This window comes from Streptomyces sp. SudanB25_2051 (genome assembly GCF_964272635.1).
Lineage (GTDB): Bacteria > Actinomycetota > Actinomycetes > Streptomycetales > Streptomycetaceae > Streptomyces.
Genome location: NZ_OZ186787.1, coordinates 1,509,331 through 1,533,862 on the forward strand (window position 1 = coordinate 1,509,331; position 24,532 = coordinate 1,533,862).

Genomic DNA, 24,532 nt, shown 5'->3' on the forward strand with positions numbered 1-24,532 from the left:
CGCCAAAAGGGCCGGGCCCGGAACGTGTGTTCCGGGCCCGGCCCTTCGCCGACTGCCTTCGGCTCCTAGTTGTCGTCCTCGTCGATGAGGAAACCGCGCATCGGCGACGGGGCCTGCTGCATCGGCTGCGGGGCCTGGGGCCGCACCGGTGCCATCGGCTGCGTCATCGCCGGCGACATCTGCTGCTGGCCGCCGTACGAGGGGCCGCCCATCGACGGGCCCTGGCCCATCTGCTGGTTGCCGCCGTACGACGGGCCGTTCGCACCGGCCGACGCCATCGACGGAGACGGCGGCAGCGACGGAGCGGCGGACGGCGTGCGCGGCGGGGCCAGCGACTCGTCGCCCTGGCTCTCCAGCTGGCGCAGCTGGCTCTCCAGGTACGACTTCAGACGCGTGCGGTACTCGCGCTCGAAGCCGCGCAGGTCCTCGACCTTGCGCTCCAGCGTGGCGCGGGCGGACTCCAGGGAGCCCATCGCGACGCGGTGCTTCTCCTGCGCGTCCCGCTCCAGCGCGTCGGCCTTGGCGCGGGCGTCCCGCTCCAGGCCCTCGGCGCGCGAACGGGCCTCACCGACGATCTTGTTGGCCTCGGAGCGGGCCTCCGCGATCGCCTGGTCGGCAGTCTGCTGGGCAAGCGACAGAACGCGCGCAGCGCTGTCGCCGCCGGGCCCCTGCTGGGGCATCCCCGGACCGTGACCACCCATGGGTCCGCCCATCGGGCCGCCCATGGGGCCGCCCTGCATGGGGCCGGGGCCGTGCGGACCCTGCGGTCCGCCGTGGCTGGGACCGGCCGGCAGCTGAGGAGCACCACCGGGCAGCTGGGGGGGACCCATCTGCGGGGGCTGCTGCTGGACCGGCGGACCCGATATGGCGGCGGGCACCGGGCCCCCCGGACCGCCGGGGCCGACCGGGCGCTCCTGCTGCTCCGGGGGCTTGCGCATCGCCTGCTGCTGCTGGTTCTGCGCGGCGGCGCGCGTCGCGGCGGCCAGCTTCGCGCGCAGGTCCTCGTTCTCCCGGAGCAGGCGGGTCAGCTCGGCCTCGACCTCGTCGAGAAAGGCATCGACCTCGTCCTCGTCATAGCCTTCTCGGAGACGGACGGTCGTGAACTGCTTGTTCCGCACGTCCTCGGGGGTCAGCGGCATCTCTTCTTCACCTCTACGTAGTCGTCGGCAGTCGGCAGGACCGTATCGCTCACACCCTCATCGCGAAGGTACCCACGATGTTGAGCAGGATGTAGACGATGATCATCAGAACGAAGAAGGACAGGTCGAGTGCCACGCCCCCGAGACGCAGCGGTGGGATGAACCGCTGCAGAAGCTTCAGTGGTGGATCGGTGACAGTGTAGGTGGCCTCCAGGACGACCACCATCGCCTTGCCGGGTTGCCATGAACGGGCGAACTGGAAGACGTACTGCATGACCAGCCGGAAGATCAGCAGGATCAGGAAGCACATCAGCGCGATGTAGATCACCTGTAGTGCGATACCCATCCCGCGTTCCCTCTCCCCTGGCTCTCTCTACCGGCCTCTCGGCCGGGCCGTTCCCGGTGTCGTGTCTCAGCTCTGGTTGAAGAATCCGCCCTCTGCGATGCGGGCCTTGTCCTCCGCCGTGACATCGACGTTAGCAGGCGACAACAGGAACACCTTCTGCGTCACTCGCTCAATGCTGCCATGCAGCCCGAAGACGAGACCGGCGGCAAAGTCGACAAGTCGCTTCGCGTCCGTGTCGTCCATCTCCGTGAGATTCATGATCACGGGCGTGCCCTCGCGGAAGTGTTCCCCGATGGTACGGGCCTCGTTGTAGGTCCGCGGGTGCAGCGTCGTGATGCGGTAGGGCTCCCGCTCGGACACGACCTTGGGCATGATCACCGGTGCGCTCTTCTCCAGGCTCGGGCGTTCAGGTGTGATGGACGCCACGGGGGCGATTCGGGCGGGTCGTCCGCTTTCAGCGGGAAGCGGAACGGGCTCGCGCTGAACCGGAGGTTGCGCTACCGGCGCGCGGACCGGCTCCTCGCGCTCCACCTGCCGGGGCGGCTGGTGGTGGCGCCGGTCACGCTCGGGCTCCGGCTCGAGTTCGGGTTCGAAGTCGTCATCGGGGTCGAATCCCCGGCCGTCGTACCCATCGTCCTCCACGAGGCCGAGGTAGACCGCCATCTTGCGCATCGCGCCGGCCATTCTCCGATTCCTCCGCTCTGTGGTGGATCGGCAACGTCAGGTCGCGCCCGCGATCCACTGGGCCTGTCCGCTATTTGGCGGAAATGACCATATTTTCTACTGTGGTCCGACTTGCTTCGCGACGTTACCCGAGCCGGGGACGGACTCCGAGTACCGCCGTACCGATGCGCACATGTGTCGCCCCGGCCGCCACGGCGTCCTCGAGGTCCGCGCTCATTCCCGCCGACACCATGGTCGCAGCAGGACGGGTCGCGCGCAGGCGTGCCGACAATTCCATCAACCGGTCGAACGCCGCACGTTGACGCCCGGCGTACGCCCCGGCCAGCGGCGCGACCGTCATCAGACCGCCGAGCCGGAGCCCGGGCGCGTCGTCCACCGCGGCCGCCAACTCCTCGACGCCGTCGGGCGCGACGCCCCCGCGCGCGCCCCGCTCGCCGGCGTCGGCGTCGAGCGCCACCTGGATCAGGCAGTCCAGCTCGCGCCCGGCCCGGTCGGCCGCCGCCGAGAGGGCGGAAACCAGCTTCAATCGGTCGACCGACTGCACAACCTGGGCATAACCGGCCACGGATCGCACCTTGTTGGTCTGGAGCTGACCGACGAAGTGCCATGTCAGATCGAGATCGGCGCACGCCGCGGCCTTGGGGGCCGCGTCCTGGTCGCGGTTCTCCGCGACATGGCGGACGCCGAGTTCATGGAGGATGCGGACGTCGCTCGCGGGATAGGTCTTGGTGACCACGATCAGGGTCACGTCCTCGCGTGCGCGCCCGGCCGCCGCGCAGGCCGCGGCGATACGTTCCTCCACCCGCGCGAGGTTTTCGGCGAGTTCGGTCCTACGGTCCGTCATGTCCTATCCTTCCCCGGCCCTGGGCCGGGTGGTCCCCCCGTCAAGCCAGACATATCCCGCGAGCCGCCCCGTCGTGCGGTCCCTGCGGTACGAGAAGTGATCGGGCGACTCACGGGTGCAGACCGCCGAGGCCCGCCGGTCGCGAACGCCCAGCCGCTCCAGCTGGGCGTGGACCCCGGCGACCACGTCGACCGCCGGTGTTCCCCAGGACGTCTCGGCCCGGGCGGCCGGTTCCACGGCGGCGACCTCCTCGCGGAGGGCCGCCGGGACCTCGTAGCAGCGTCCGCAGACGGCGGGGCCGGTCCTGGCGACGATCCGGGACGGTTCGGCGCCGAGCGCGATCATGGTCTCGACCGCCGCGGGGACGACCCCGGCGACCATGCCGGGCCGTCCCGCGTGGGCCGCGGCCACGACCCCCGCGACCGGGTCGGCCAGGAGGACGGGGACGCAGTCCGCGGTGAGGACCGCGAGCGCCAGCCCCCGCCGGGCGGTGGCGACCGCGTCACCTTCCGGAACTTCCGCTTCCGCCGGCCAGGGTCCGTCGACCGTGTGGACGGTCCGGCCGTGCACCTGGTGCATCCAGACGACCTGCGCCGGATCGAGGCCGAGGCGCTCGGCGGCGAGCTTCCGGTTCTGCCGTACGGCGGCAGGGTCGTCGCCCACGGCGCCCCCGAGGTTGAGCTCCTCGTACGGAACGGCGCTCACCCCGCCCCACCGGTCGGTGAAGGCGAAGTGCGCGCCGTCCACGGTGTCGTGCCGCTCTATCACGTCAGAGTCACTTCGCGGCCGTCACTTGAGGAAGTCCGGGACGTCCAGCTCTTCCGCCTGGCTGTCCGGGTACGGGCGGGTCGTCGGGATCGAGGGCGGCGTGACGGCCGGGACCGCGGCCTCGACGGCCGGGGCGGGCTCGGCCGGGGCGGCCGGGGCCTCCTCGCGGACCGGGACCGTGCCGAGGCCCGCGCTCACGGGGCGGGCGGGCTCGGAGGCGCGGGGCGCCGGGGCGGCCGGCTCCTCGCGCTTGGCCGCCGAGGCGCCGAGCACGTTGTCGCGGCGGGCGGGCGGCTGGCCGCCGTCGAAGCCGGCCGCGATGACCGTGACCCGCACCTCGTCGCCGAGGGCGTCGTCGATGACGGCACCGAAGATGATGTTGGCCTCGGGGTGGGCGGCCTCGCTGACCAGCTGGGCCGCCTCGTTGATCTCGAACAGGCCGAGGTCGGAGCCGCCGGAGATGGAGAGCAGCACGCCGCGGGCGCCGTCGATGGACGCCTCCAGGAGCGGCGAGGAGATCGCCATCTCGGCGGCGGCCACCGCGCGGTCGTCGCCGCGGGCGGAACCGATGCCCATGAGCGCGGAACCGGCCTCGGACATGACCGACTTGACGTCGGCGAAGTCGAGGTTGATCAGGCCCGGCGTGGTGATGAGGTCCGTGATGCCCTGGACGCCGGAGAGCAGCACCTGGTCGGCGGACTTGAACGCGTCCAGCACGCTGACCTGGCGGTCCGAGATGGACAGCAGCCGGTCGTTGGGGATGACGATGAGGGTGTCGACCTCTTCGCGGAGCTCGGCGATGCCGTCCTCCGCCTGGTTCGCGCGGCGCCGGCCCTCGAAGGTGAAGGGGCGGGTGACCACACCGATGGTGAGCGCGCCGAGGGAGCGCGCGATGTTCGCGACGACGGGCGCGCCGCCGGTTCCGGTGCCGCCGCCCTCGCCGGCGGTGACGAAGACCATGTCGGCCCCCTTGAGGACCTCCTCGATCTCCTCGCGGTGGTCCTCTGCCGCCTTGCGACCGACTGCCGGGTTGGCCCCGGCCCCGAGGCCGCGGGTGAGTTCGCGGCCGACGTCCAGCTTGACGTCGGCGTCGCTCATCAACAGGGCTTGCGCGTCCGTGTTGATGGCGATGAACTCGACGCCCTTGAGACCGACCTCGATCATTCGGTTGATGGCATTGACACCACCGCCGCCGACACCGATGACCTTGATGACTGCGAGGTAGTTCTGCGGTGCTGCCACGTCGAAGGCCTCTCGCCTCGAGTTACGTGCCGCCACTGCGCGCTGCGTGGCGCGCCGCGACGGCGGATGCCGAAGGGACGGTCCGAATCGCCGACCCAAACCCTAACGTTGAAGTTTAGGGTTACCAGTGTGCCTGCTCCCTGGACTCTTCCGAACAGGACACTAAGTCGACAAGTGGCGCGCGTTCAACGAACACGCCGAACCTCCCGTTTTTCTTTTCACCCTATGTGATCACCCATAGCGCTGACCAACCAGGGTGCTGGCCAGCGCATATGTGCGTCAACTCCGCGACGCCGCAGGGGCCGTCGGGGCACTCACGTCGAAGTGCCCCGCTTTGGGTGCCGCCTTCATCAGTGCGAGGAGCGCACGGGTCTTCGCCTCGTTCTCGTCGCCGCTCCCCCAGAACACCGTGCGGCCGCCCGACAGCTCCAGGGTGAGGGAGTCGTACGAGCGGACGCGGACGGCCTCGAGGTCGCGGCGGATCCGGTCCGGGAGCCCGGCCGCCACGGCGACCGCCTCGGCCGCCAGGCGGTCCGCGCCGAAGCGGCGCAGGCTCGGCGAGCGCCCGGCGGCGAGGTGGAGCAGCGGCACCCCGGCGGGCGCCTTGTCGACCGTGGCGTAGCGGGCGCCGCTCGCGTCCACTTCGACGTACTTTCCGCCGTGTTGAGCGATCAGAACCGGTTTCCGTTCGGTCACTTCGAGACCGATGCCGTTCGGCCAGGAGCGGACGACCTCGACCGTGTCGATCCGGGGCAGCGCGCGCACCAGCCGCGCCTCGATCGCGTCCGTGTCGACGGAGGCGAGCGGGGCGCCGACCGGCACGGCCGCCGCGGCGCGCACCTGGGCCTGCGTCAGAACCCGCGTACCGGAGACGGAGACGCGTTCGACGCGCAGCCAGGAGGAGCCGTAGAGCAGCCAGACGACCCCGCCGGCGAGCGCGAGGGCGGCGAGGGCGAGGAGCAGGACGCGGGGGCGCGTGGAAAGGCGGCTCACGCCCCCGCCGGGCTCCGGGCCCCTTCCGGTGGCCGGCCGGCCCGGCGACGCGCCCGCGGCCCCCTTGGCGCCGCGCTCGGCGGTCGTCGGTCCGGCCATGCTCCCTGCCCTTCCTCAGCCGGGCCCGCCCTACCGGCGCGCCGCGATCGCCTCGTAGACCATGCCGACGAGCAGCTGGTCGGCGTCCCTGCGGCCGAACTCGGCGGCGGCGCGGGACATCTCGTACAGCCGGTGCGGGTCGGCGAGCACGGGCAGGACGTTGCCCTGGACCCACTCGGGGGTCAGCTCGGCGTCGTCGACCAGCAGACCGCCGCCGGCCTTGACCACCGGCTGGGCGTTGAGCCGCTGCTCGCCGTTGCCGATGGGCAGCGGGACGTACGCGGCGGGGAGCCCGACGGCGGAGAGTTCGGCGACGGTCATCGCGCCGGCGCGGCAGAGCATCATGTCGGCCGCGGCGTACGCGAGGTCCATCCGGTCCACATACGATACCGGGACATATGGCGGCATTCCGGGCATGTTGTCGACGCGCGGCAGCTCGTTCTTGGGACCGACCGCGTGCAGGATCTGGATGCCGGACCGCTGGAGCACCGGGGCGGCCTGCTGGACGACCTCGTTGAGGCGGCGGGCGCCCTGCGAGCCGCCGGAGACCAGCAGCGTGGGCAGGTTGGGGTCGAGCCCGAACGCCGCGCGCGCCTCGGGGCGGACCCGGGCGCGGTCCAGGGTCGCGATGGAGTGGCGCAGCGGGATGCCGATGTAGCGGGCGTTGCGGAGCTTGCTGTCCGGCGTGGCGACGGCGACCGCGGAGGCGTACCGGGAGCCGATCTTGTTGGCCAGTCCGGGCCGGGCGTTGGCCTCGTGGACGACGATGGGCACACCGAGCCGCTTGGCGGCCAGATAGCCGGGCAGGGCCACATAGCCGCCGAAGCCGACGACGCAGTCCGCCTTGGTGCGCTCCAGGATCTGCTCGGCGGCCTTGATCGTGCCGCGCAGCCGCCCGGGAACGGTGATCAGCTCGGGGGTGGGCTTGCGCGGCAGCGGTACGGCGGGGATGAGCGCCAGCTCGTAGCCCCGCTCGGGCACGAGCCGGGTCTCCAGGCCCCGCTCCGTGCCGAGGGCCGTGATCCCCACGGTCGGGTCCTGCCTGCGCAGGGCATCCGCGAGGGCGAGCGCGGGCTCGATGTGGCCGGCGGTCCCCCCGCCGGCGAGTACGACATGCACCGAAATTCACCGCTCTCCGGACGGGCGCTTCTTGACGCGCCGTCGCATCGACATCCAACTCACCCCGGTCCGGCCGCCGAAACGGGGCTCCCGGCCGGCCAGGGCCGCTTTCGCGGCGGGCTCGTCACGCGCGAAGGCGATCAGCAACCCGACGGCGAACATGGTCGGCAGCAGGGCGGAGCCCCCGTAGGAGAACAGCGGGAGGGGGACACCGGCGATCGGCAGCAGGCCGAGCACCGCACCGATGTTGACCACGGCCTGGGCCGTGATCCAGGTGGTCACACCTCCCGCGGCGTACCTCACGAAGGGGTCCTCCGTGCGTCCGGCCACGCGAATACCCGCATAGCCTAGAGCCGCGAAGAGGGCGAGCACCGACAGCGTCCCCGCCAGACCCAGTTCCTCCCCGGTGATGGCGAAGATGAAGTCGGTGTGCGGTTCGGGGAGTTGACCCCATTTTTCCACACTCGCCCCCAGCCCGGAACCGAACCATCCGCCGGACGCCAGAGCATAGATGCCGTGTACGGCCTGCCAGCAGGCGTCCCCCGGTCCGGGGTCCGTGGCGCCCAGGCACTCGACCCGCGCCATGCGGTTGGCGCTGCCCCGGACGAGCGCCACGCCGATGACGGCGGCGACGCCCAGCACGCCGGCGAAGAGCCGCGTGGGGGCGCCGGTCAGCCACAGCAGGCCGAACAGGATGGCGGTCAGGATGATCGCCGTGCCCATGTCGCCGCCCAGCATGATCAGCCCGAGCAGCAGGAACGCGCCGGGCACGAGCGGCACCAGCAGGTGCTTCCACTGCGTGAGCAGCCGCTTGTCCTGTTTGCGGGCCAGCAGGTCGGCGCCCCACAGGATCAGCGCCAGCTTGCCGAACTCGCTGGGCTGCAGCTGGAAGGGGCCGCCGAGGTACAGCCAGTTCTGGTTGCCGTTGACCGCGTGCCCTATCCCCGGCACCTGCACCAGGACCATCAGGAAGACGGTCACCACGAGCAGCGGGTACGCCAGGGCGCGGTGCAGTCTGACGGGCATGCGGGAGGCGAGCAACAGCAGGGCGGCGCCGATGACGGCGGCGAGGAACTGCTTGCGGAAGAAGTAGGTGGCCGGCAGCGACAGTTCCAGCGCCTTGATGATCGACGCCGAGTAGACCATGACGAGGCCCAGCACGGTGATGAGCATGCTGGCGCCGAGGATCACGTAGTACGCCGTCAGCGGCCGGTCCCAGGCGCGGCGGGCCCGCTCGTACAGTCCGCGCACACCGCCGCCGCGCGGCGGCCTGGGCTTGCCGGGCGGCCGCGTGCGCACCGACCGGCCGCCCGGGGCGGGCGCGGCCTTGCGGGAGCCGGTCGTACGGGTGCGCAGGGCGAGGCCCGGCAGGGGGCGCGTTCCGGCGCCCGGGGCCCCGGCGCCGGGCGCACCGGCCAGGGCGGCCGCCCAGGGGCCCGGCAGGGCGCCGCGGATCGGGTCCGCGAGGCGCCGGGCCCGCCCCACCAGCCGTGCGGCGAGCGGGTCGGCGGCGGCCCGGGCCCGTGCGCGGACGGGCGCCGGGGCTGCGGTGTCGTCGGCCGGCATGGTCGCTGTCCCCTCCAGTCGTGTCCGGCGCCGCCGGACCTGACGGGTGGTCAGGCGTCCCCGGCGGCGAGAGCGCGGACGGCGTCCTCGAACGCCTCACCCCGCTTGTTGTAGTTGACGAACATGTCCATCGAGGCGCAGGCCGGGGCGAGGAGCACCGTGTCCCCGGGCCGGGCCAGCCGGGCCGCCTCCGAGACCGCCGCCGCCATCGCCCCAGTGTCGGTCCGGTCGAGGTCGACCACCGGCACCTGCGGGGCGTGTCGCGCGAGGGCTTCGCGGATGAGCGCGCGGTCCGCGCCGATCAGGACGACCCCGCGCAGCCGCCCGGCGGAGCGGGCGACCAGCTCGTCGAAGGTGGCGCCCTTGGCGAGGCCGCCGGCGATCCAGACGATCGGGTCGTACGCGGCGAGCGACGCCTCCGCGGCGTGGGTGTTGGTGGCCTTGGAGTCGTCGATGTACGCGACCCCGTCGACCTCCGCGACGAACGCGATGCGGTGGGCGTCGGGGCGGAAGTTGCGCAGGCCCTCGCGGACCGCCGCCGGCTCCACGCCGAAGGCGCGGGCGAGGGCCGCGGCGGCGAGCGCGTTGGCGATGTTGTGCGGGGCCGGCGGGTTCACGTCGGAGACCTGCGCCAGCTCCTGCGCCTGCTTCTGGCGGTTCGGGACGAACGCGCGGTCCACCAGGATGTCGTCGACGACGCCCAGCTGGGACGGGCCGGGGGTGCCGAGGGTGAAGCCGATCGCGCGGCAGCCCTCCTCGACGTCGGCCTCGCGGACCAGGTCCTCGGTCGACGGTTTGTCGGTGGCGTCCGCGTTGTAGACGCAGGCGACGGTGTTGCCCTCGTAGATCCGGCCCTTGTCGGCGGCGTACGCCTCCATGGAGCCGTGCCAGTCGAGGTGGTCCGGGGCCAGGTTGAGCACGACGGCCGAGTGGGCGCGGACGCTGGGCGCCCAGTGCAGCTGGTAGCTGGAGAGCTCGACGGCCAGGACGTCGTACTCCTCGTCGCCGAGCACGGCGTCGAGGAGGGAGACGCCGATGTTGCCGACGGCGGCGGTCCGCAGGCCGGCCGCCTCCAGGATGGAGGCGAGCATGCGGACCGTCGTCGTCTTGCCGTTGGTGCCGGTGACGGCGAGCCAGGGAGCGGGCGTGCGGCCGTCGAGGCCGCGCAGCTGCCAGGCCAGTTCGACGTCGCCCCAGACGGGGACGCCGGCCGCCTCGGCGGCGGCGAACAGCGGATTGTCGGGGCGCCAGCCGGGGGCGGTCACGATCAGTTCTGTGCCGGAGGGGAGGCCCGCGGCGGAGCCGCCAGGGGATGCGGTGCCGTCCCCGAGCCGGACCGTGATGCCCTCGGCCTCCAGCTCGGCCGCCTGGGCGCGGGCGCGCTCGTCGTCGCCGTCGTTGACGACGGTGACGCGCGCGCCCAGGCGGTGCAGGACGCGGGCGGCGGGCAGGCCGCTCACACCGAGGCCGGCGACGGTGACGCGCCTGCCCTGCCAGTCCGCTGCGTTGCTGCTCACTTGTCGGCTGCCCATCCCGCGTAGAAGAGGCCCAGACCCACGATGACGCACATGCCCTGGATGATCCAGAAGCGGACCACGACGAGGACTTCCGACCAGCCCTTGAGTTCGAAGTGGTGCTGGAGTGGCGCCATGCGGAAGACGCGCTTGCCGGTCAGCCGGAAGGAGCCGACCTGGATGACCACCGAGAGGGTGATCAGGACGAAGAGGCCGCCGAGGATCGCCAGCAGCAGCTCGGTGCGGGAGCAGATGGCGAGGCCGGCGAGGGCGCCGCCGAGGGCGAGCGACCCGGTGTCGCCCATGAAGATCTTCGCGGGGGAGGTGTTCCACCACAGGAAGCCGAAGCAGGCGCCCATCAGCGCGGAGGCCACCACGGCGAGGTCCAGCGGGTCGCGCACCTCGAAGCAGGCGTTCGGGTTGGTGAGCGTCTCGGCGTTGGCGCAGGACTCCTGGAACTGCCAGAGCCCGATGAAGGTGTACGCGCCGAAGACCATCACGGACGCGCCGGTGGCCAGGCCGTCGAGGCCGTCGGTCAGGTTCACGCCGTTCGACATCGCCAGGATCATGAACAGCGCCCAGACGACGAACAGCACCGGGCCGATGGTCCAGCCGAAGTCGGTGATGAACGACAGCTTGGTCGACGCCGGGGCCAGTCCGCGCTTGTCGGAGAACTGGAGTGCGAGCACGGCGAAGGCGATGCCGACGATCAGCTGGCCGGCCATCTTCGCCTTGGCGCGCAGACCGAGCGAGCGCTGCTTGACGATCTTGATGTAGTCGTCGAGGAAGCCGACGAGGCCCATGCCGGCCATCAGGAACAGCACGAGGATGCCCGAGTACGTCGGGTCCTCGCCGGTGATGACCTTGGCCAGGGCGTACGCGATGAGCGTGGCCAGGATGAAGGAGATGCCGCCCATGGTGGGCGTGCCCTTCTTGCTGCCGTGCGTGCGCGGGCCGTCGTCCCGGATGAACTGCCCGTATCCCTTGCGGGCCAGGAGCTTGATCAGCAGCGGCGTACCGATCAGGGTCAGGAAGAGCCCGATGGCCCCCGCGAAGAGGATCTGCCTCATCGGCCGGCGACCTCGCCCTCGGTGGTGTTCTCGAGCAGTGCCTGGGCGACCCGCTCGAGCCCGACCGACCTGGAAGCCTTCACCAGCACGACGTCACCCGGACGCAGTTCACTGCGCAACAGGTCGATCGCCGCCTGCGCGTCGGACACGTGCACCGACTCCTCACCCCACGAACCCTCGTTATATGCGCCCAGTTGCAGCCAGGACGCTTCCCTGCCCCCGACTGCGACGAGCTTGCCGACATTGAGCCGGACGGCGAGCCGTCCGACCGCGTCGTGCTCGGCGAGCGCCTCGTCGCCGAGCTCGGCCATCAGGCCGAGCACCGCCCACGTGCGCCCCCCCTTGGCCCGTGCGGTCTCGCCCATGGCGGCGAGCGCGCGCAGGGCGGCCCGCATGGACTCGGGGTTCGCGTTGTAGGCGTCGTTGACGATCGTCACACCGTCCGGACGCTCGGTGACCTCCATGCGCCAGCGGGAGAGGGAGCCCGCCTCGGAGAGCGCGGCGGCGATCTCGTGCACGGGCATGCCCAACTCATGGGCGACGGCGGCCGCGGCGAGCGCGTTCGACACGTGGTGCTCACCGTACAGGCGCATGGTCACATCGCTGCACCCGGTGGGTGTGTGAAGGCGGAATGCGGGCTGTCCGGTCGCCGTGAGTCGGACATTTTCGGCGCGTACGGACGCTTCCTCGGACTCGCCGAAGAAGACCACGCGCGCCTTGGTGCGGGACGCCATGGCCTTCACGAGCGGGTCGTCGGCGTTGAGGACGGCCACGCCGCCCCGGTCCGCCGGGGGGAGCGCCTCGACGAGTTCGCCCTTCGCCAGCGCGATCTGCTCGCGGCCGCCGAACTCGCCGATGTGGGCGCTGCCCACGTTGAGGACGATGCCGATGCGCGGCGGGGTCAGCTCCGTGAGGTAGCGGATGTGGCCGACGCCGCGGGCGCCCATCTCCAGGACGAGGTGGCGGGTCTCCTCGGTGGCGCGCAGGGCGGTCACCGGGAGGCCGATCTCGTTGTTGAGGTTGCCGGCCGGCCAGACCGTGGGCCCCAGGCGCTGGAGGAGCTGCGCGATGAGGTCCTTGGTGCTGGTCTTGCCCGCGGAGCCGGTGAGGGCGACGACGGTGGTCCCGAGCCGTTCGACGACGGTGCGGGCGAGCGCGCCGAGGGCGGCGGTGACGTCGGGTACGACGACCGCGGGCACGCCGACGGGCCGGGTGGCCAGGACGGCCACCGCTCCCGCCGCGACGGCGCCTTCGGCGTAGTCGTGTCCGTCGACGTTCTCACCGGAGAACGCGGCGAAGAGACTGCCGGGCTCGACCTTGCGGGAGTCGTAGACCACGGAGCCGGTGACCTGTGCCGCCGGGTCCGGTATGTCGTACGTCCGCCCGCCGACGATTTCGGCGATCTCGGTGAGGGAGAGGGCGATCACTTCTTCATCCCTGACTGTTCTGGATGGCTTCCCGCAGGACCTGGCGGTCGTCGAAGGGCCGTACCACGCCTGCGATGTCCTGGCCCTGCTCGTGGCCCTTGCCCGCGACGAGCACGGTGTCGCCCGGCTGTGCGCGGGCGACGGCCGTGGCGATCGCGGAGGCCCGGTCGGCGTCGACGAGGACGGTGCCCCGCTCGTGGGCGGGGACCTCGGCGGCGCCGGCGAGCATGGCGGAGAGGATGGCGAGGGGGTCCTCGGAACGGGGGTTGTCGGAGGTGAGCACCGCCGTGTCGGCGAGGCGCGCGGCGGCGGCGCCCATGGGGCCGCGCTTGGTGGTGTCGCGGTCGCCGCCGCAGCCGAGGACGATGTGCAGCCTGCCCTCGGTGACCTTGCGCAGGGTCCGCAGCACGGACTCCACGGCGTCGGTCTTGTGGGCGTAGTCGACCACGGCGAGGTACGGCTGGCCGGCGTCGACGCGCTCCAGGCGGCCGGGGACGCCGGGCACGGCGGCGACGCCGTCGGCGGCCGTCTGCGGGTCGATCCCGGCGACGGCGAGGGTGACGACGGCGGCGAGGGTGTTGGCGACGTTGAACGGGCCGGGCAGCGGCGCCTGGGCGCTGATCCGCTCGTCCTTGGGGCCGACGATGGTGAAGGTGCTGCCGAGGTGGCCGAGGCGGACGTCCTCGGCGCGCCAGTCGGCGTCCGGGTCGCCGTCGGCGGAGAAGGTCACCACGGGCACGGTGGCCTCGGTGACGAGCCTCCTGCCGTAGGGGTCGTCGTAGTTGACGACGCCCTGGCGGGAGCGGCGCGGGGTGAACAGCTGCGCCTTGGCCTGGAAGTAGTCCTCCATGCCGGAGTGGAACTCCATGTGCTCCGGGCTGAGGTTGTTGAAGACGGCGACGTCGAAGACGCAGCCGTCGACCCGGCCGAGCACGAGGGCGTGGCTGGAGACCTCCATGGCGACGGCCTCGACGCCGCGTTCCCGCATGACGCCGAACAGGGCCTGCAGGTCGGTGGCTTCGGGGGTGGTCCGCTCGGACTTGATGCGCTCGTCGCCGATGCGGGTCTCGACCGTGCCGATCAGTCCGGGGGCGCGTCCGGCCGCCTTGAGGCCGCCTTCGACCAGGTAGACCGTGGTGGTCTTGCCGGAGGTGCCGGTGATGCCGATCTGGAGCAGGTCCCTGCCGGGGCGGCCGTAGATGTCGGCGGCGAGTTCGCCCATACGGCCGCGCGGGTCCTCGACGGTGAGGACGGGCAGGCCGGTCGCGGCGGCGCGGTCGGCTCCGGTCGGGTCCGTGAGGATCGCGACCGCTCCGAGGTCGGCGGCCTGGGCGGCGAAGTCGGCGCCGTGCAGCCGGGCGCCCGGCAGTGCGGCGTACACGTCTCCCGGCCGTACGGCCCGCGAGTCGTGGGTGATGCCGGTGACCTGCCCCTCGTACGGCCGGTCGGGCGCGTGCGGAGCGGGGACGTCCAGGCGGGCCGCCAGTTCGCCGAGCGGCGTGGGGCGGACGTGGGCCGGACGGGGCGCTCCCGGCTGTTTCGCGGGGGCGTCCTGGTCGGTTGCTGGGGACTGATCAGGGTGTGGCACGGCGGTGAGCGTACCGGGCGCACCCGTGATCGGGCTAAATGAGGCCGCCGGATCGCCGTCGGCGCCGGATCGGTTCCCTGGGTCGGGCGTGATCGTTGTCACTGGGGGCTCCCCTCGGCTCAGCTGCCGGGTGTGAAGGTGACCGGCATGCGCGGGGGCTGTGCTCCGGTCGGCGCGATGTGCAGGGTCTTGAGGGCGAACTCCATGACCTTCTTGTGGACGGGCCCGCAGATCTGGCCGCCGAAGTAGCTGCCGCGGGTGGGGTTCTGGATGGCGCAGTAGACGGTGAGCTGGGGGTCGTCGGCGGGCGCGAAGCCGGCGAAGGACGCGGTGTAGCCCTTGTAGCGGCCCAGTTGGGGGTCGACGCGGTTGGCCGTGCCGGTCTTCCCGGCGACGCGGTAGCCGGGGATGGCGGCCTTGGTGCCGGTGCCCTCCTGGTCGTCGACGACCGATTCCAGCATGGCGGCGAGGGTCTTGGCGGTCTTCTCGCTGACGACACGCGTCTTCGCCGGTTCGGGCGCGGGCGTGAAGCGGCCGTCGGGGCCCCGGGTGCCGCGTACGAGGGTCGGCTCGATGCGGACGCCGCCATTGGCGATGGTGGAGTAGACGGAGGCGGCCTGCATGGCGTTGACGGACAGGCCCTGGCCGAACGGGATCGTGTACTGCTGCGAGGTGTTCCACTCCTCGGGGCGGGCGAGGATGCCGGAGGTCTCGCCGGGGTAGCCGAGGCCGGTGGGGCTGCCGATGCCGAACTTGCGCAGGTAGGAGTGGAGGACCCGGTTGGCCTCCGCCTGGTTCTTGCCGAGCTGTCCGGTGGCGAGGATGGTGCCGATGTTGGACGACTTGGCGAGGACGCCGTTGAGCGTCAGGTACCAGGTGGGGTGGTCGATGTCGTCCTTGAACAGCCGGTCGCCCCGGTGCAGCCGGTTGGGGACGACGACATGGGTGGAGGGCGTGGCGACGCCTTCCTCCAGTACGGCGGCCATCGACATCACCTTGGCGGTGGAGCCCGGTTCGAAGGCGTCCTGGAGCGCGGCGTTGCCCATGGCGGCGGAGTCGGCCTGCGACAGGTCGTTGGGGTCGAACCCGGGGGCGTTGGCCATGGCGAGGACCTCGCCGGTGCGGGTGTTCTGCACGATGACGTAGCCGCGGTCGGCGCGGGAGGCGGCGACCTGTTCGCTGATGGCCTTCTGGGCGGCCCACTGGATGTCGCGGTCGATGGTCAGCTCGATGTCCGAACCGGGGACGGCCGGGGTTTCGCGGGCCTGCGCGGTGGGGACGCGGCGGCCGCCGGAGTGGGCGTACGTGATCTTGCCGTCCCGGCCGGCGAGTTCCTGGTCGAGCATCGACTCCAGGCCGCCGGCGCCGTGGCCCTCGGCGTTGACGTAGCCCAGTATCCCGGCGCCGAGCGAGCCGTTCGGGTAGACCCGCTTGGTGCTCTTCTCGCTGAGCACCCCGGCGAGGACGCTGACGCCGGGGCCGCCCTTGGCCTTGTCCTCGCGGGCCTTCCGGGCGAACAGCGCCTTGAGGTCCTTGATCTGGTTCCAGACCTGCGGGGTCTGCTTGCGGGCGAGGACGGCGTACCGGGGGGAGGGCGGGGACTTGAGGGTGCGGACGAGGTCGGCGGGGTTCTTGCCGAGGATCGGCGCGAGGAGCGCGGCGGCCTGCTCCGGCGCGTCGGGGACCTTGCTCTCCTGCGGGGTGAACATCTTCGGGTCGGCGGTGATGTCGTACGCGTCGACGCTGGTGGCCAGGGCGATGCCGGACCGGTCGGTGATCTCGCCGCGCTCGGCGGCCAGCTTGTGGCTCAGGTAGCGGTTCTTCTCGGCCTTGGCGGCGTACGCGGCGGCGTCGACGGCCTGGACCTGGAGGAGGCGCACGACGAACGCCAGCATGACGAGGGTGAGGCCGACGCTGACCAGGCGGAGGCGGGGCCGGGGGCTGCCCAGGCGCAGCTGCCGCGGGGCGGGGGGCCGGGGCGGGGCCTGGCGGGGGCGGCGCGCGGCGGGGCGCGGTGCCGCCTGGCCCGACCCGGGACGCGGGCGCGCGGTGCCGCCCGTACGGGCGCTGCCGGGGGTGCGTCCGGAGGGGCGCCGGGCGGCGGAGGGCCGGGGGACGCGGCGGTGCGGAGGTTCCTGGGAGGGCACTGCTCACCTGCCGGAGGGCGTCGGGTCGGGGGCCTGGGTCGCGGGGTCGGCTCCGGGGGCCCGGGCCGGCGCGCCACGGGGCTGGAGCGGGTCCGGGGCCTGGAGCTGCGGCTGGGCGCCGGGGGCGTACTGCGGCTGGGCGCCGGGGGCCTGGGGCTGGGTGCCCGGGGTCTGGGGCTGGGTGCCCGGGGTCTGGGGCTGCGGCTGGGCGCCGGGGGCTTGCTGCGGCTGGGGCTGGGTGCCCGGGGCCTGCGGCTGGGCGGTGGGCGCCTGGAGGTGCGGGGCCGGGGCGTACGGAGCGGGGGCGTACGGCGTGGGCGCGCCGTGGCCGGGGGCCGGGACCGGGGCGCCCGCCGGGTAGGGGGCCGTACCGGGCCAGGTGCCGCCGGCCGGGGAGGGGGCCGGGGCGGCGGGGGCCGGGCTCGGGACGCCCTTGACGGTGCCGTCCGGTTCCAGGAAGGCGGGGCCGCCGCCGGGGACCATGCCCAGTTCGCGGGCCCGCCGCTCCAGCGCGTCCGGCGCGGAGCGGGCGTCGATGTCCCGCTGGAGGGCCTGCTCCTCGTCGGTGAGTTCGGTGGTCCTCTTCTTCAGCTCGGTCAGCTTGAAGGAGCCCTGGCTGAGGGAGGTGTTGAGGAGCAGGAGCCCGATCAGCCCGCCGCCGAGGAGGACGACGACGAGCAGGACGAAGGGGGTGCGGGCGGCGGTGCTCGGCCCGGACGGCATGAACCGGGTGAGCCGGGCCGCGCGCCCCTTCAGGGGTCCTGCCTTCGTCACACGTCCTCCCTGATCCGTTCCGCGCCGCGCAGCCGGGCCGGCGCGGCCCTGCGGTTCTCGGCGACCTCCTCCTCGGTGGGAAGTTCGGCGCCGCGCGTCAGGAGCTTGAGCCGCGGCTGGTACCGCTCGGGCACGACGGGGAGCCCCGGCGGGGCCGTGGTGGCGGCGCCGGCCGCGAACACCTGCTTGACCAGGCGGTCTTCGAGCGAGTGGTACGACAGGACGGCGATGCGCCCGCCGACGGCCAGGGCCTTCACGGCGGCCGGGATGGCCCGCTCCAGGACGGCCAGCTCGCCGTTGACCTCGATGCGCAGGGCCTGGAACGTCCGCTTGGCCGGGTTGCCGCCGGTGCGCTTGGCGGCCTGCGGCAGGGCGTCGCGGATCAGCTCGACCAGCCGGGCGCTGCGGGTGAACGGCTCCTTCTCGCGCTCCCGGACGATGGCGGCGACGATCCGCTTGGCCTGCTTCTCCTCGCCGTACGCGCGCAGGATGCGGACCAGCTCGCCGGGCGGGTAGGTGTTGAGGACCTCGGCGGCGCTGACACCGGTCGTCTGGTCCATGCGCATGTCGAGCGGCGCGTCCTGCGCGTAGGCGAAGCCCCGGTCGGCCTCGTCGAGCTGCATGGAGGAGACGCCCAGGTCGAACAGCACGCCCTGGACGCGCGGGACGCCGAGCCGGTCGAGGACCTCCGGCAGCTCGTCGTACACGGCGTGGACGAGCGTGGCGCGCTCACCGAACGGGGCGAGGCGCTCACCGGAGAGGCGCAGGGCCTCGGTGTCCCGGTCGAGGGCGACGAGCCGCGCCTCGGGGAACCGGGTGAGCAGGGCCTCGCTGTGGCCGCCGAGGCCCAGGGTGCAATCCACGACGACCGCTCCGGGCCGCTCCAGCGCGGGGGCGAGCAGGTCCAGGCACCGCCGGAGCATCACGGGTACGTGCCGGGTGTTGCCGTCCGGCCGTTCGCCGCCGTCCTTGTCGGGGAGCTCCACCGGGTCCGTACCGGCGGCACCCCCATCGCGCCCTGTCATCTGCCCTCTCAGGTCCGGCGCGGCGCACGTACCACCGGGCCACCGGCGCCGGAGAGGGCGTCGGCCGACCGGCGAGCGGAGGGGCCGAGCCGTACATGCCACCGCACACGCGGAGGAGAAACTGCGGAAATCGCTCGGAATTCGCTCAATGTCTCCGTGAACTTCGCGCCACTCTAGTCCACTCCCCCGCACGGTCAATCAACCGGCCGAGCGCGTCGCCAACCCGGCGGGCGGGTGGAGCGAACCCGGACAGATCACCCCTCCGGGTGTACGGCCCATCCGCCCTGTGGGTTAGCTCACAACACGCGCCATTGACGTTCTTTGTCCGCTCTCACGGCGAGCCTCGCGGGGCCGTGACCATTAACGTCGTAGCCATGTCGACTTCCGCTCACCTCCCCACCGATGTCCAGGGCGAGACGGTCACCGACCGCCTCGTCGAGGCGAACCGTCGTTACGCCGAGCAGTTCACCGACCCCGGCATGGACGCGCGGCCCGTGCTGAAGGTGGCCATCGTCGCCTGCATGGACGCGCGTCTGGATCTGCACGCCGCGCTCGGTCTCCACCTGGGCGACTGCCACACCATCCGCAACGCGGGCGGCGTGGTCACGGACGACGTGATCCGCTCGCTCACCATCAGCCAGCGCGCGCTGGGCACCCGCAGCATCGTGCTCGTGCACCACACCGGCTGCGGCCTGGAGAAGATCACCGAGGGCTTCCGCGACGAGCTGGAGCAGGAGGTCGGGCAGCGTCCGACCTGGGCGGTGGAGGCGTTCCGGGACGTGGACCAGGACGTGCGGCAGTCGATGCAGCGGGTGCGCACCTCGCCGTTCCTCCAGCACACCGACGACGTGCGGGGCTTCGTCTTCGACGTGACGACCGGTCTGCTGCGCGAGATCGACCCGGCCTGACCCCGGCACCGCGCCTGACCGCCCGGCGCCGCTGCCCCGTGCGGCGCGGCGGGGGCCCCGGGCGCGGTACCGAACCGCTGAAGCCCTGACATATCGCCCGCTGTTGCCGGCCGCCGAGTGACACCGCGCCGCACGGCAACAAGAATGCGGGGTGACACCCTTCCGGACCGCAGGAAACGTTCCGCGGGCGGTGTCCGTATCTCTGGGTGGGCCGTGCCGTCCTTCTTCGCACCGGCCCATGAGCGAAAGGGCCGAGGAGGGCCGGTGACGACCTATGACGATCGAGCGAGCCTCACTGATCTGACCACCACAGCGGAGCGGGTCCGCCGGTCGGTGGAGGGTGTGATCGAGGGCAAGCCCGAGGTCGTACGGCTCTCGCTGACCGTACTGCTGGCCGAGGGGCACCTCCTGATCGAGGACGTCCCCGGGGTCGGCAAGACGATGCTGGCGAAGGCGCTGGCGCGGTCCATCGACTGCTCGGTGCGGCGCATCCAGTTCACGCCGGACCTGCTGCCGTCCGACATCACGGGCGTGTCGGTGTACGACCAGCAGCGGCGCGAGTTCGAGTTCAAGCCGGGCGCGATCTTCTCGCAGATCGTGATCGGCGACGAGATCAACCGCGCCTCGCCGAAGACGCAGTCCGCGCTGCTGGAGTCGCTGGAGGAGCGCCAGGTCACCGTGGACGGGCAGTCGTACGAACTGCCCAGCCCCTTCATGGTGGTGGCCACGCAGAACCCGGTCGAGATGGAAGGAACGTATCCGCTTCCCGAGGCGCAGCGGGACCGCTTCATGGCGCGCGTCTCGATCGGCTACCCGAGCCCCGAGGCCGAGCTGCGGATGCTGGACACGCACGGCGGCCTCTCCCCGCTGGACGACCTCCAGCCGGTGGCGCACGCCCACGACATCGTGAAGCTGATCGACGCGGTGCGCGGCATCCATGTCGCCGACTCGGTCCGCCGGTACGCCGTGGACCTGGTCGGCGCCACCCGCTCCCACCCCGACCTGCGGCTGGGCGCCTCCCCGCGCGCGACGCTGCATCTGCTGCGCGCCGCGAAGGCCGCCGCCGCGCTGGCGGGCCGCGAGTACGCCCTGCCGGACGACGTGCAGGCGCTGGCCGTGCCCGTGCTGGCGCACCGGCTGCTGCCGACCGCGCAGGCGCAGCTCAACCGCCGGACCGCCGAGCAGGTCGTCATGGACATCCTGCAGCGCACGCCCGTGCCGGCCGTGGCCCACCAGCAGCCCGCCGGTGAGGCGTTCCTCGCCCAGCGGCCCGGCCTGCGGCGGCTGTGATGCCGGCCTCGGGTCCCGCCGGCCCGGACGGCGCCGCCCCGGACGGCGCGGTCCGGGGCGGGCTGCGGGGCGCTCTGGGCGGGCTGACCACGCGCGGGCGCTCGTTCCTGGCGGCGGGGGTGGCGGCCGCGGTGTGCGCGTACGTCCTCGGCCAGCCGGACCTGCTGCGCGTGGGGCTGCTGCTGGCGGCGCTGCCGCTGGTGTGCGTGACGGTGCTGTACCGCACGCGCCACCGGGTCACCGCGAGCCGGCGGCTCTCCCCGCAGCGGGTGGCCGCGGGCGCGGAGGCGCGGGTGCGGCTGCGGATGGACAACGTGTCGCGGGTGCCGACCGGGCTGCTGATGCTCCAGGACCACGTGCCGTACGTGCTCGGGCCGCGGCCCCGGTTCGTCCTGGACCGGGTGGAGCCGGGCGGCAAGCGGGAGGTGTCGTACCGCGTCCGCTCCGATCTGCGCGGGCGGTATCCGCTGGGCCCGCTCCAGCTGCGGCTGAGCGACCCGTTCGGGATGTGCGAACTGACGCGCTCCTTCAGCGCGTACGACATGCTGACCGTCGTCCCCCGTACGGAACCGCTGCCGGCGGTCCGGCTGGCCGGTGAGGCGCCGGGGTACGGCGAGGGGCGGCACCACGCGCTGGCGCAGGTCGGCGAGGACGACATCATCCCCCGCGAGTACCGGTACGGCGACGACCTGCGCCGGGTCCACTGGCGGTCCACGGCCCGGTACGGGGAGCTGATGGTGCGGCGCGAGGAGCAGCCGCAGCAGGCCCGCTGCACGGTGCTGCTGGACACGCGCGCCACCGCGTACGAGAGCGGCGGCCCGGACTCCTCGTTCGAGTGGGCCGTGTCGGGCGCGGCGTCGGCGGTGACCCACCTGCTGGAGCGCGGCTACGCGGTGCGGCTGCTGACGGACACCGGGGACACGCTGCCCGGCGACGGCTATGTCGCGCCGGGGCACGAGGCGGCGGACACGGCGGGGCTGATGATGGACGCGCTCGCCGTGGTGGACCACTCCGGGGAGGCGGACCTCGGGCGGGCGCACGATGTGCTGCGCGCGGCCGGGGGCGAGGGTCTGCTGGTCGCGTTCTTCGGCGATCTGGACGGGGCGCAGGCGGAGCTGGCGAGCCGGATGCGGCGGCGCAGCGGTACGGCGGTCGCCTTCGTCCGGGACGTGGCGGTCGGTGACACCGGCGGTCCGGGTGGTGCCGCGGACGCGGTGCGGCTTCTGCGGGAGGCGGGCTGGGTCGCGGTGCCGGTGCGGCCGGGCGACTCGCTCGCCGCGTTGTGGCGGCATGCCGCGAGCGGCGCGGGCGCCGTCGCCGGCAGTGGTACGACGGGCTTCACTGGGGGTTGGTCATGAGCGGCGGCGGGCGCCTGACGGTGTGTGCCCTGATCGCCACGGTCGCGGCGGCGTGTTCGCTGCTGCCGCTGGTCGGCGAGGTCGGCTGGATCGTGCAGGCGGCCCTGCTCCTGGCGGTCGTGGCCGGGGTGGGAGCGGCGGCGCGGCGGGTGCCGGTGGCGCGTCCGCTGACCGTGGCCTCGCAGGTCGCGGTGGGCCTGGTGCTGCTGACGGTGCTGTTCGCGCGGGAGCAGGCGGTGGCCGGGGTGCTGCCGTCGCCGGAGGTGTTCCGCCGGTTCGGCTCGCTGCTGGAGGCGGGCGTGCAGGACGTCGGCCAGTACGCGCAGCCCGCGCCGGCGACGGACGGCATCCGGCTGATGCTGATCGGCGGGGTGCTGCTGATCGGCCTGGCCGTGGACGTCCTGGCGGTGACGTTCCGCAGCGCGGCCCCGGCGGGGCTTCCGCTGCTGGCCCTGTACTCGGTCGCGGCCGGCCTCTCGGGCGGCGGCGGGGCGAACTGGCTCTGGTTCCTGGTGGCGGCGGCCGGATACCTGGTGCTGCTGCTGGCGGAGGGCCGCGACCGGCTGAACCAGTGGGGCCGGGTGTTCGGCGGTCCCGCGCCCCGGCCCGGCGGCCCCGCGGCGTTCGGCACGCCGGACGGTTCGGCGCCCGCGCCGCTGCGCACCGGGCGGCGGATCGGCGCGCTGGCGCTCGGCATCGCCCTGGTGGTTCCCGGCGTGCTGCCGTCGCTGGACGGGGGGCTGCTCGGCCCCTCGGGCACCGGCGAGGGCTCGGGCGGCACCATCTCGGCGGTGAACCCGCTGGTGTCGCTGAAGGAGAACCTGACGCAGCCGGAGGACCGCGAGGTGCTGCGGTACCGGACGAACGCCCCGGACCTGTCCGGGATGTACCTGCGGCTGGTGTCGCTGGACCAGTTCGACGGCACGTCCTGGCGGACCTCCGTACGGGGCGTGGAGGACATCCCCGGGCGGCTGCCCACGCCGGTGGGGCTCGGCCCGGCGACCGGCACGACGGAGATCACCACGAACCTGTCGGCGGCCGGCTCGTACGAGCAGAAGTGGCTGCCGATGCCGTACCCGGCGACCGACGTGGAGATCGAGGGCCGCTGGCGGTACGAGCCGGTCGGGCGGATGGTCGTCGGCGACGACGGGCAGACGACGGGCGGCATCCAGTACTCGGTGAGCAGCCTGCTCGTCCAGCCGACGCCGCAGCAGCTGGCGGCCGCCCCCGCGGCGCCGGGCGCGCTGCAGCGCGAGTACACGCGCGTGCCGGAGTCGCTGCCCCGCGACGTGAAGGCCACGGCGCTCCAGGTGACGGCGGACGCGAAGAACGACTACGAGCGCGCGGTGCGGCTGCAGGACTGGTTCGCCAGCCAGGGCGGTTTCCGGTACGACACGCGGGTGGAGTCCGGGACGGGCGTCACCGCGATCTCCCGGTTCCTGAAGGACAAGGAGGGCTTCTGCGTCCACTTCTCCTTCGCGATGGCGGCGATGGCCCGCACGCTCAACATCCCGGCGCGTGTCGCCGTCGGCTTCATGCCGGGCACGCCGTCGGCCGGCGGGACCGTGTCGGTGAGCATCAAGGACGCGCACGCCTGGCCGGAGGTGTACTTCGAGGGCGTCGGCTGGACCCGTTTCGAGCCGACACCGTCGCGGGGCTCCATCCCGGACTACGCGATGCCGGAGGCGCCGGCCGCCGACGACCCGGGCGCGGAGGAGCCCGAGCCGAGGCCGTCGGCGGTCCCGTCGTCGCAGCCGTCCCCGCAGGACAGCTGCGCCCCGCAGGTCGTCGGCCCGGAGGGCTGCGCGGGGCAGACGCCGCAGGGCGCCGAACCCACCGACGGCTCCGGCGCCGCGCTCGGACCCGTGCTGCTGGCCGTCGCCGGGGGCGCGGCGCTGATCGCGCTGCCGCTGTCGCCGATGCTGTGGCGCAGACGGGTGCGGGCCCGGCGGCTGCGGGGCGGTGAGCCCCTGGCCGTGTGGGCGGAGGTCGTGGACTCCGCCTGGGACCTGGGGGTCCCGCCGGACGAGTCGCTGACGCCGCGGCGGACGGCGGAGCGGCTGGTGCGGGAAGGCCGGCTGGAGGGCGCGGCGGCCGGGGCGGCGCACCGGATCGCGGACGCCGTGGAGGAGGCCCTGTACGCGCGGGCGCCGCGTCCCGCGGAGGGGCTGGCGGCTCAGGCCGAGGCGGTGCGTGCCGGGCTGGCGGCGGCCGTGGGGCGCGGGGCGCGGGTGCGGGCGCTGCTGGTGCCTCGGTCGGCGGTGCGCGTGGTGTGGGCGGTGTCGCGTCGGCGGGCCGCGTTCACCGCCCGCTGCGCCGGCCTCCTGCGCCTCCCCTCCCGCCAACGGGGCTGACCCCCGGCCCCTCCCGGGCCGCCGCCCCAGCCCGGCCCTCGGCCCCGAGCCGGGCCCCGCTGGGGCGGCGCTCCTCCTGGACCTTGGCCGCTGAGCCGGGGCGCTGCTCGGGGGGTGTCTTGCCCAGGGGCCTGGCGCCCTGGGCGAGTGCCCCTGCCTGGGCGGCGCCCATCCCGTTGTGGGCAGTCGTTCCTCCCCCAAGCTCTCGGCTTCGCTCGATCAGGGAGACCCCCATCGCCCTGGGGGTCACCCCTGGCCCTGGACGAAGCCCTTGGGG

General features: G+C 73.3%; 20 protein-coding genes. 4 read left to right on the forward strand and 16 right to left on the reverse strand.

Features of this window, described 5'->3' with window-relative positions; genetic code table 11:
- Positions 1 to 65: 65 nt before the first annotated feature.
- The 16 genes from ACSUPT_RS06675 to rsmH all read right to left on the reverse strand — a co-directional run bounded on the left by ACSUPT_RS06675 (position 66) and on the right by rsmH (position 18,243).
- Positions 66 to 1,139 (reverse strand): DivIVA domain-containing protein, encoded by a 1,074-nt coding sequence (locus ACSUPT_RS06675; protein ID WP_351965625.1) that lies wholly within the window; start codon positions 1,137 to 1,139, stop codon positions 66 to 68.
- A gap of 49 nt (positions 1,140 to 1,188) precedes the next feature.
- Positions 1,189 to 1,485, reverse strand: coding sequence for a YggT family protein (locus ACSUPT_RS06680; protein WP_023589137.1), 297 nt, complete (start codon positions 1,483 to 1,485; stop codon positions 1,189 to 1,191).
- Positions 1,486 to 1,551: 66 nt separating this feature from the next.
- Positions 1,552 to 2,169 carry a cell division protein SepF gene (locus ACSUPT_RS06685; protein WP_023589136.1) on the reverse strand — a complete coding sequence of 206 codons (618 nt, stop codon included), beginning with the start codon at positions 2,167 to 2,169 and terminating at the stop codon, positions 1,552 to 1,554.
- A 124-nt stretch (positions 2,170 to 2,293) separates the two neighbouring features.
- Positions 2,294 to 3,013, reverse strand: coding sequence for a YggS family pyridoxal phosphate-dependent enzyme (locus tag ACSUPT_RS06690; RefSeq protein ID WP_351965624.1), 720 nt, complete (start codon positions 3,011 to 3,013; stop codon positions 2,294 to 2,296).
- A gap of 3 nt (positions 3,014 to 3,016) precedes the next feature.
- Positions 3,017 to 3,760, reverse strand: a complete 744-nt coding sequence (gene pgeF / locus ACSUPT_RS06695) for a peptidoglycan editing factor PgeF (RefSeq protein ID WP_361657675.1) — start codon at positions 3,758 to 3,760, stop codon at positions 3,017 to 3,019.
- Positions 3,761 to 3,802: 42 nt separating this feature from the next.
- Complete coding sequence (gene ftsZ, locus ACSUPT_RS06700) at positions 3,803 to 5,023, reverse strand: cell division protein FtsZ (protein ID WP_351965623.1); 1,221 nt, start codon at positions 5,021 to 5,023, stop codon at positions 3,803 to 3,805.
- 279 nt (positions 5,024 to 5,302) lie between these two features.
- Complete coding sequence (locus ACSUPT_RS06705; protein ID WP_436943684.1) at positions 5,303 to 6,115, reverse strand: cell division protein FtsQ/DivIB; 813 nt, start codon at positions 6,113 to 6,115, stop codon at positions 5,303 to 5,305.
- Positions 6,116 to 6,145: 30 nt separating this feature from the next.
- Positions 6,146 to 7,234 (reverse strand): undecaprenyldiphospho-muramoylpentapeptide beta-N-acetylglucosaminyltransferase, encoded by a 1,089-nt coding sequence (gene murG / locus ACSUPT_RS06710; protein WP_351965621.1) that lies wholly within the window; start codon positions 7,232 to 7,234, stop codon positions 6,146 to 6,148.
- 6 nt (positions 7,235 to 7,240) lie between these two features.
- Positions 7,241 to 8,800 (reverse strand): putative lipid II flippase FtsW, encoded by a 1,560-nt coding sequence (gene ftsW, locus ACSUPT_RS06715; protein WP_436943686.1) that lies wholly within the window; start codon positions 8,798 to 8,800, stop codon positions 7,241 to 7,243.
- Between the two features lie 50 nt (positions 8,801 to 8,850).
- On the reverse strand, positions 8,851 to 10,332 hold the full coding sequence (gene murD, locus ACSUPT_RS06720) for a UDP-N-acetylmuramoyl-L-alanine--D-glutamate ligase (RefSeq protein ID WP_436943688.1): 1,482 nt from the start codon (positions 10,330 to 10,332) through the stop codon (positions 8,851 to 8,853).
- Positions 10,314 to 11,384 carry a phospho-N-acetylmuramoyl-pentapeptide-transferase gene (mraY, locus tag ACSUPT_RS06725; RefSeq protein WP_351965618.1) on the reverse strand — a complete coding sequence of 357 codons (1,071 nt, stop codon included), beginning with the start codon at positions 11,382 to 11,384 and terminating at the stop codon, positions 10,314 to 10,316. Before mraY ends, murD begins: the two co-directional genes overlap by 19 nt.
- On the reverse strand, positions 11,381 to 12,811 hold the full coding sequence (locus ACSUPT_RS06730) for a UDP-N-acetylmuramoyl-tripeptide--D-alanyl-D-alanine ligase (RefSeq protein ID WP_361657506.1): 1,431 nt from the start codon (positions 12,809 to 12,811) through the stop codon (positions 11,381 to 11,383). Before ACSUPT_RS06730 ends, mraY begins: the two co-directional genes overlap by 4 nt.
- Positions 12,812 to 12,815: 4 nt before the next feature.
- Positions 12,816 to 14,501 (reverse strand): UDP-N-acetylmuramoyl-L-alanyl-D-glutamate--2,6-diaminopimelate ligase, encoded by a 1,686-nt coding sequence (locus tag ACSUPT_RS06735; RefSeq protein WP_351965616.1) that lies wholly within the window; start codon positions 14,499 to 14,501, stop codon positions 12,816 to 12,818.
- A gap of 17 nt (positions 14,502 to 14,518) precedes the next feature.
- Positions 14,519 to 16,546, reverse strand: a complete 2,028-nt coding sequence (locus tag ACSUPT_RS06740) for a peptidoglycan D,D-transpeptidase FtsI family protein (protein WP_436943689.1) — start codon at positions 16,544 to 16,546, stop codon at positions 14,519 to 14,521.
- A 3-nt stretch (positions 16,547 to 16,549) separates the two neighbouring features.
- Positions 16,550 to 17,320, reverse strand: a complete 771-nt coding sequence (locus ACSUPT_RS06745; RefSeq protein ID WP_436943690.1) for a septum formation initiator family protein — start codon at positions 17,318 to 17,320, stop codon at positions 16,550 to 16,552.
- Positions 17,317 to 18,243, reverse strand: a complete 927-nt coding sequence (gene rsmH, locus ACSUPT_RS06750) for a 16S rRNA (cytosine(1402)-N(4))-methyltransferase RsmH (protein ID WP_403503311.1) — start codon at positions 18,241 to 18,243, stop codon at positions 17,317 to 17,319. The genes ACSUPT_RS06745 and rsmH overlap by 4 nt, the downstream gene beginning before the upstream one ends.
- A gap of 476 nt (positions 18,244 to 18,719) precedes the next feature.
- Between rsmH and ACSUPT_RS06755 the strand changes: the two genes are divergently transcribed.
- The 4 genes from ACSUPT_RS06755 to ACSUPT_RS06770 all read left to right on the forward strand — a co-directional run bounded on the left by ACSUPT_RS06755 (position 18,720) and on the right by ACSUPT_RS06770 (position 24,255).
- Positions 18,720 to 19,253 (forward strand): beta-class carbonic anhydrase, encoded by a 534-nt coding sequence (locus tag ACSUPT_RS06755; protein WP_351965612.1) that lies wholly within the window; start codon positions 18,720 to 18,722, stop codon positions 19,251 to 19,253.
- 264 nt (positions 19,254 to 19,517) lie between these two features.
- Positions 19,518 to 20,543: an AAA family ATPase gene (locus ACSUPT_RS06760; RefSeq protein WP_436943692.1), complete on the forward strand. Its 1,026-nt coding sequence runs from the start codon at positions 19,518 to 19,520 to the stop codon at positions 20,541 to 20,543.
- Entirely contained in the window at positions 20,543 to 21,901 is a 1,359-nt protein-coding gene (locus tag ACSUPT_RS06765) for a DUF58 domain-containing protein (RefSeq protein ID WP_436943694.1), read from the forward strand. Before ACSUPT_RS06760 ends, ACSUPT_RS06765 begins: the two co-directional genes overlap by 1 nt.
- A complete protein-coding gene (locus ACSUPT_RS06770; RefSeq protein WP_436943696.1) occupies positions 21,898 to 24,255 on the forward strand; it encodes a transglutaminase TgpA family protein in 2,358 nt (785 codons plus the stop codon). Before ACSUPT_RS06765 ends, ACSUPT_RS06770 begins: the two co-directional genes overlap by 4 nt.
- Positions 24,256 to 24,532 lie beyond the last annotated feature (277 nt).

Bases quoted from the DNA above. Each gene is read 5' to 3' on its own strand.
- ACSUPT_RS06705 (WP_436943684.1), bottom strand. From the start codon at position 6,115: ATGGCCGGACCGACGACCGCCGAGCGCGGCGCCAAGGGGGCCGCGGGC.
- ACSUPT_RS06755 (WP_351965612.1), top strand. From the start codon at position 18,720: ATGTCGACTTCCGCTCACCTCCCCACCGATGTCCAGGGCGAGACGGTC.
- ftsW (WP_436943686.1), bottom strand. From the start codon at position 8,800: ATGCCGGCCGACGACACCGCAGCCCCGGCGCCCGTCCGCGCACGGGCC.
- ACSUPT_RS06690 (WP_351965624.1), bottom strand. From the start codon at position 3,013: ATGACGGACCGTAGGACCGAACTCGCCGAAAACCTCGCGCGGGTGGAG.
- murD (WP_436943688.1), bottom strand. From the start codon at position 10,332: ATGGGCAGCCGACAAGTGAGCAGCAACGCAGCGGACTGGCAGGGCAGG.
- ACSUPT_RS06675 (WP_351965625.1), bottom strand. From the start codon at position 1,139: ATGCCGCTGACCCCCGAGGACGTGCGGAACAAGCAGTTCACGACCGTC.
- ACSUPT_RS06765 (WP_436943694.1), top strand. From the start codon at position 20,543: ATGCCGGCCTCGGGTCCCGCCGGCCCGGACGGCGCCGCCCCGGACGGC.
- rsmH (WP_403503311.1), bottom strand. From the start codon at position 18,243: ATGCTCCGGCGGTGCCTGGACCTGCTCGCCCCCGCGCTGGAGCGGCCC.
- mraY (WP_351965618.1), bottom strand. From the start codon at position 11,384: ATGAGGCAGATCCTCTTCGCGGGGGCCATCGGGCTCTTCCTGACCCTG.
- ACSUPT_RS06770 (WP_436943696.1), top strand. From the start codon at position 21,898: ATGAGCGGCGGCGGGCGCCTGACGGTGTGTGCCCTGATCGCCACGGTC.
- ACSUPT_RS06680 (WP_023589137.1), bottom strand. From the start codon at position 1,485: ATGGGTATCGCACTACAGGTGATCTACATCGCGCTGATGTGCTTCCTG.
- ACSUPT_RS06685 (WP_023589136.1), bottom strand. From the start codon at position 2,169: ATGGCCGGCGCGATGCGCAAGATGGCGGTCTACCTCGGCCTCGTGGAG.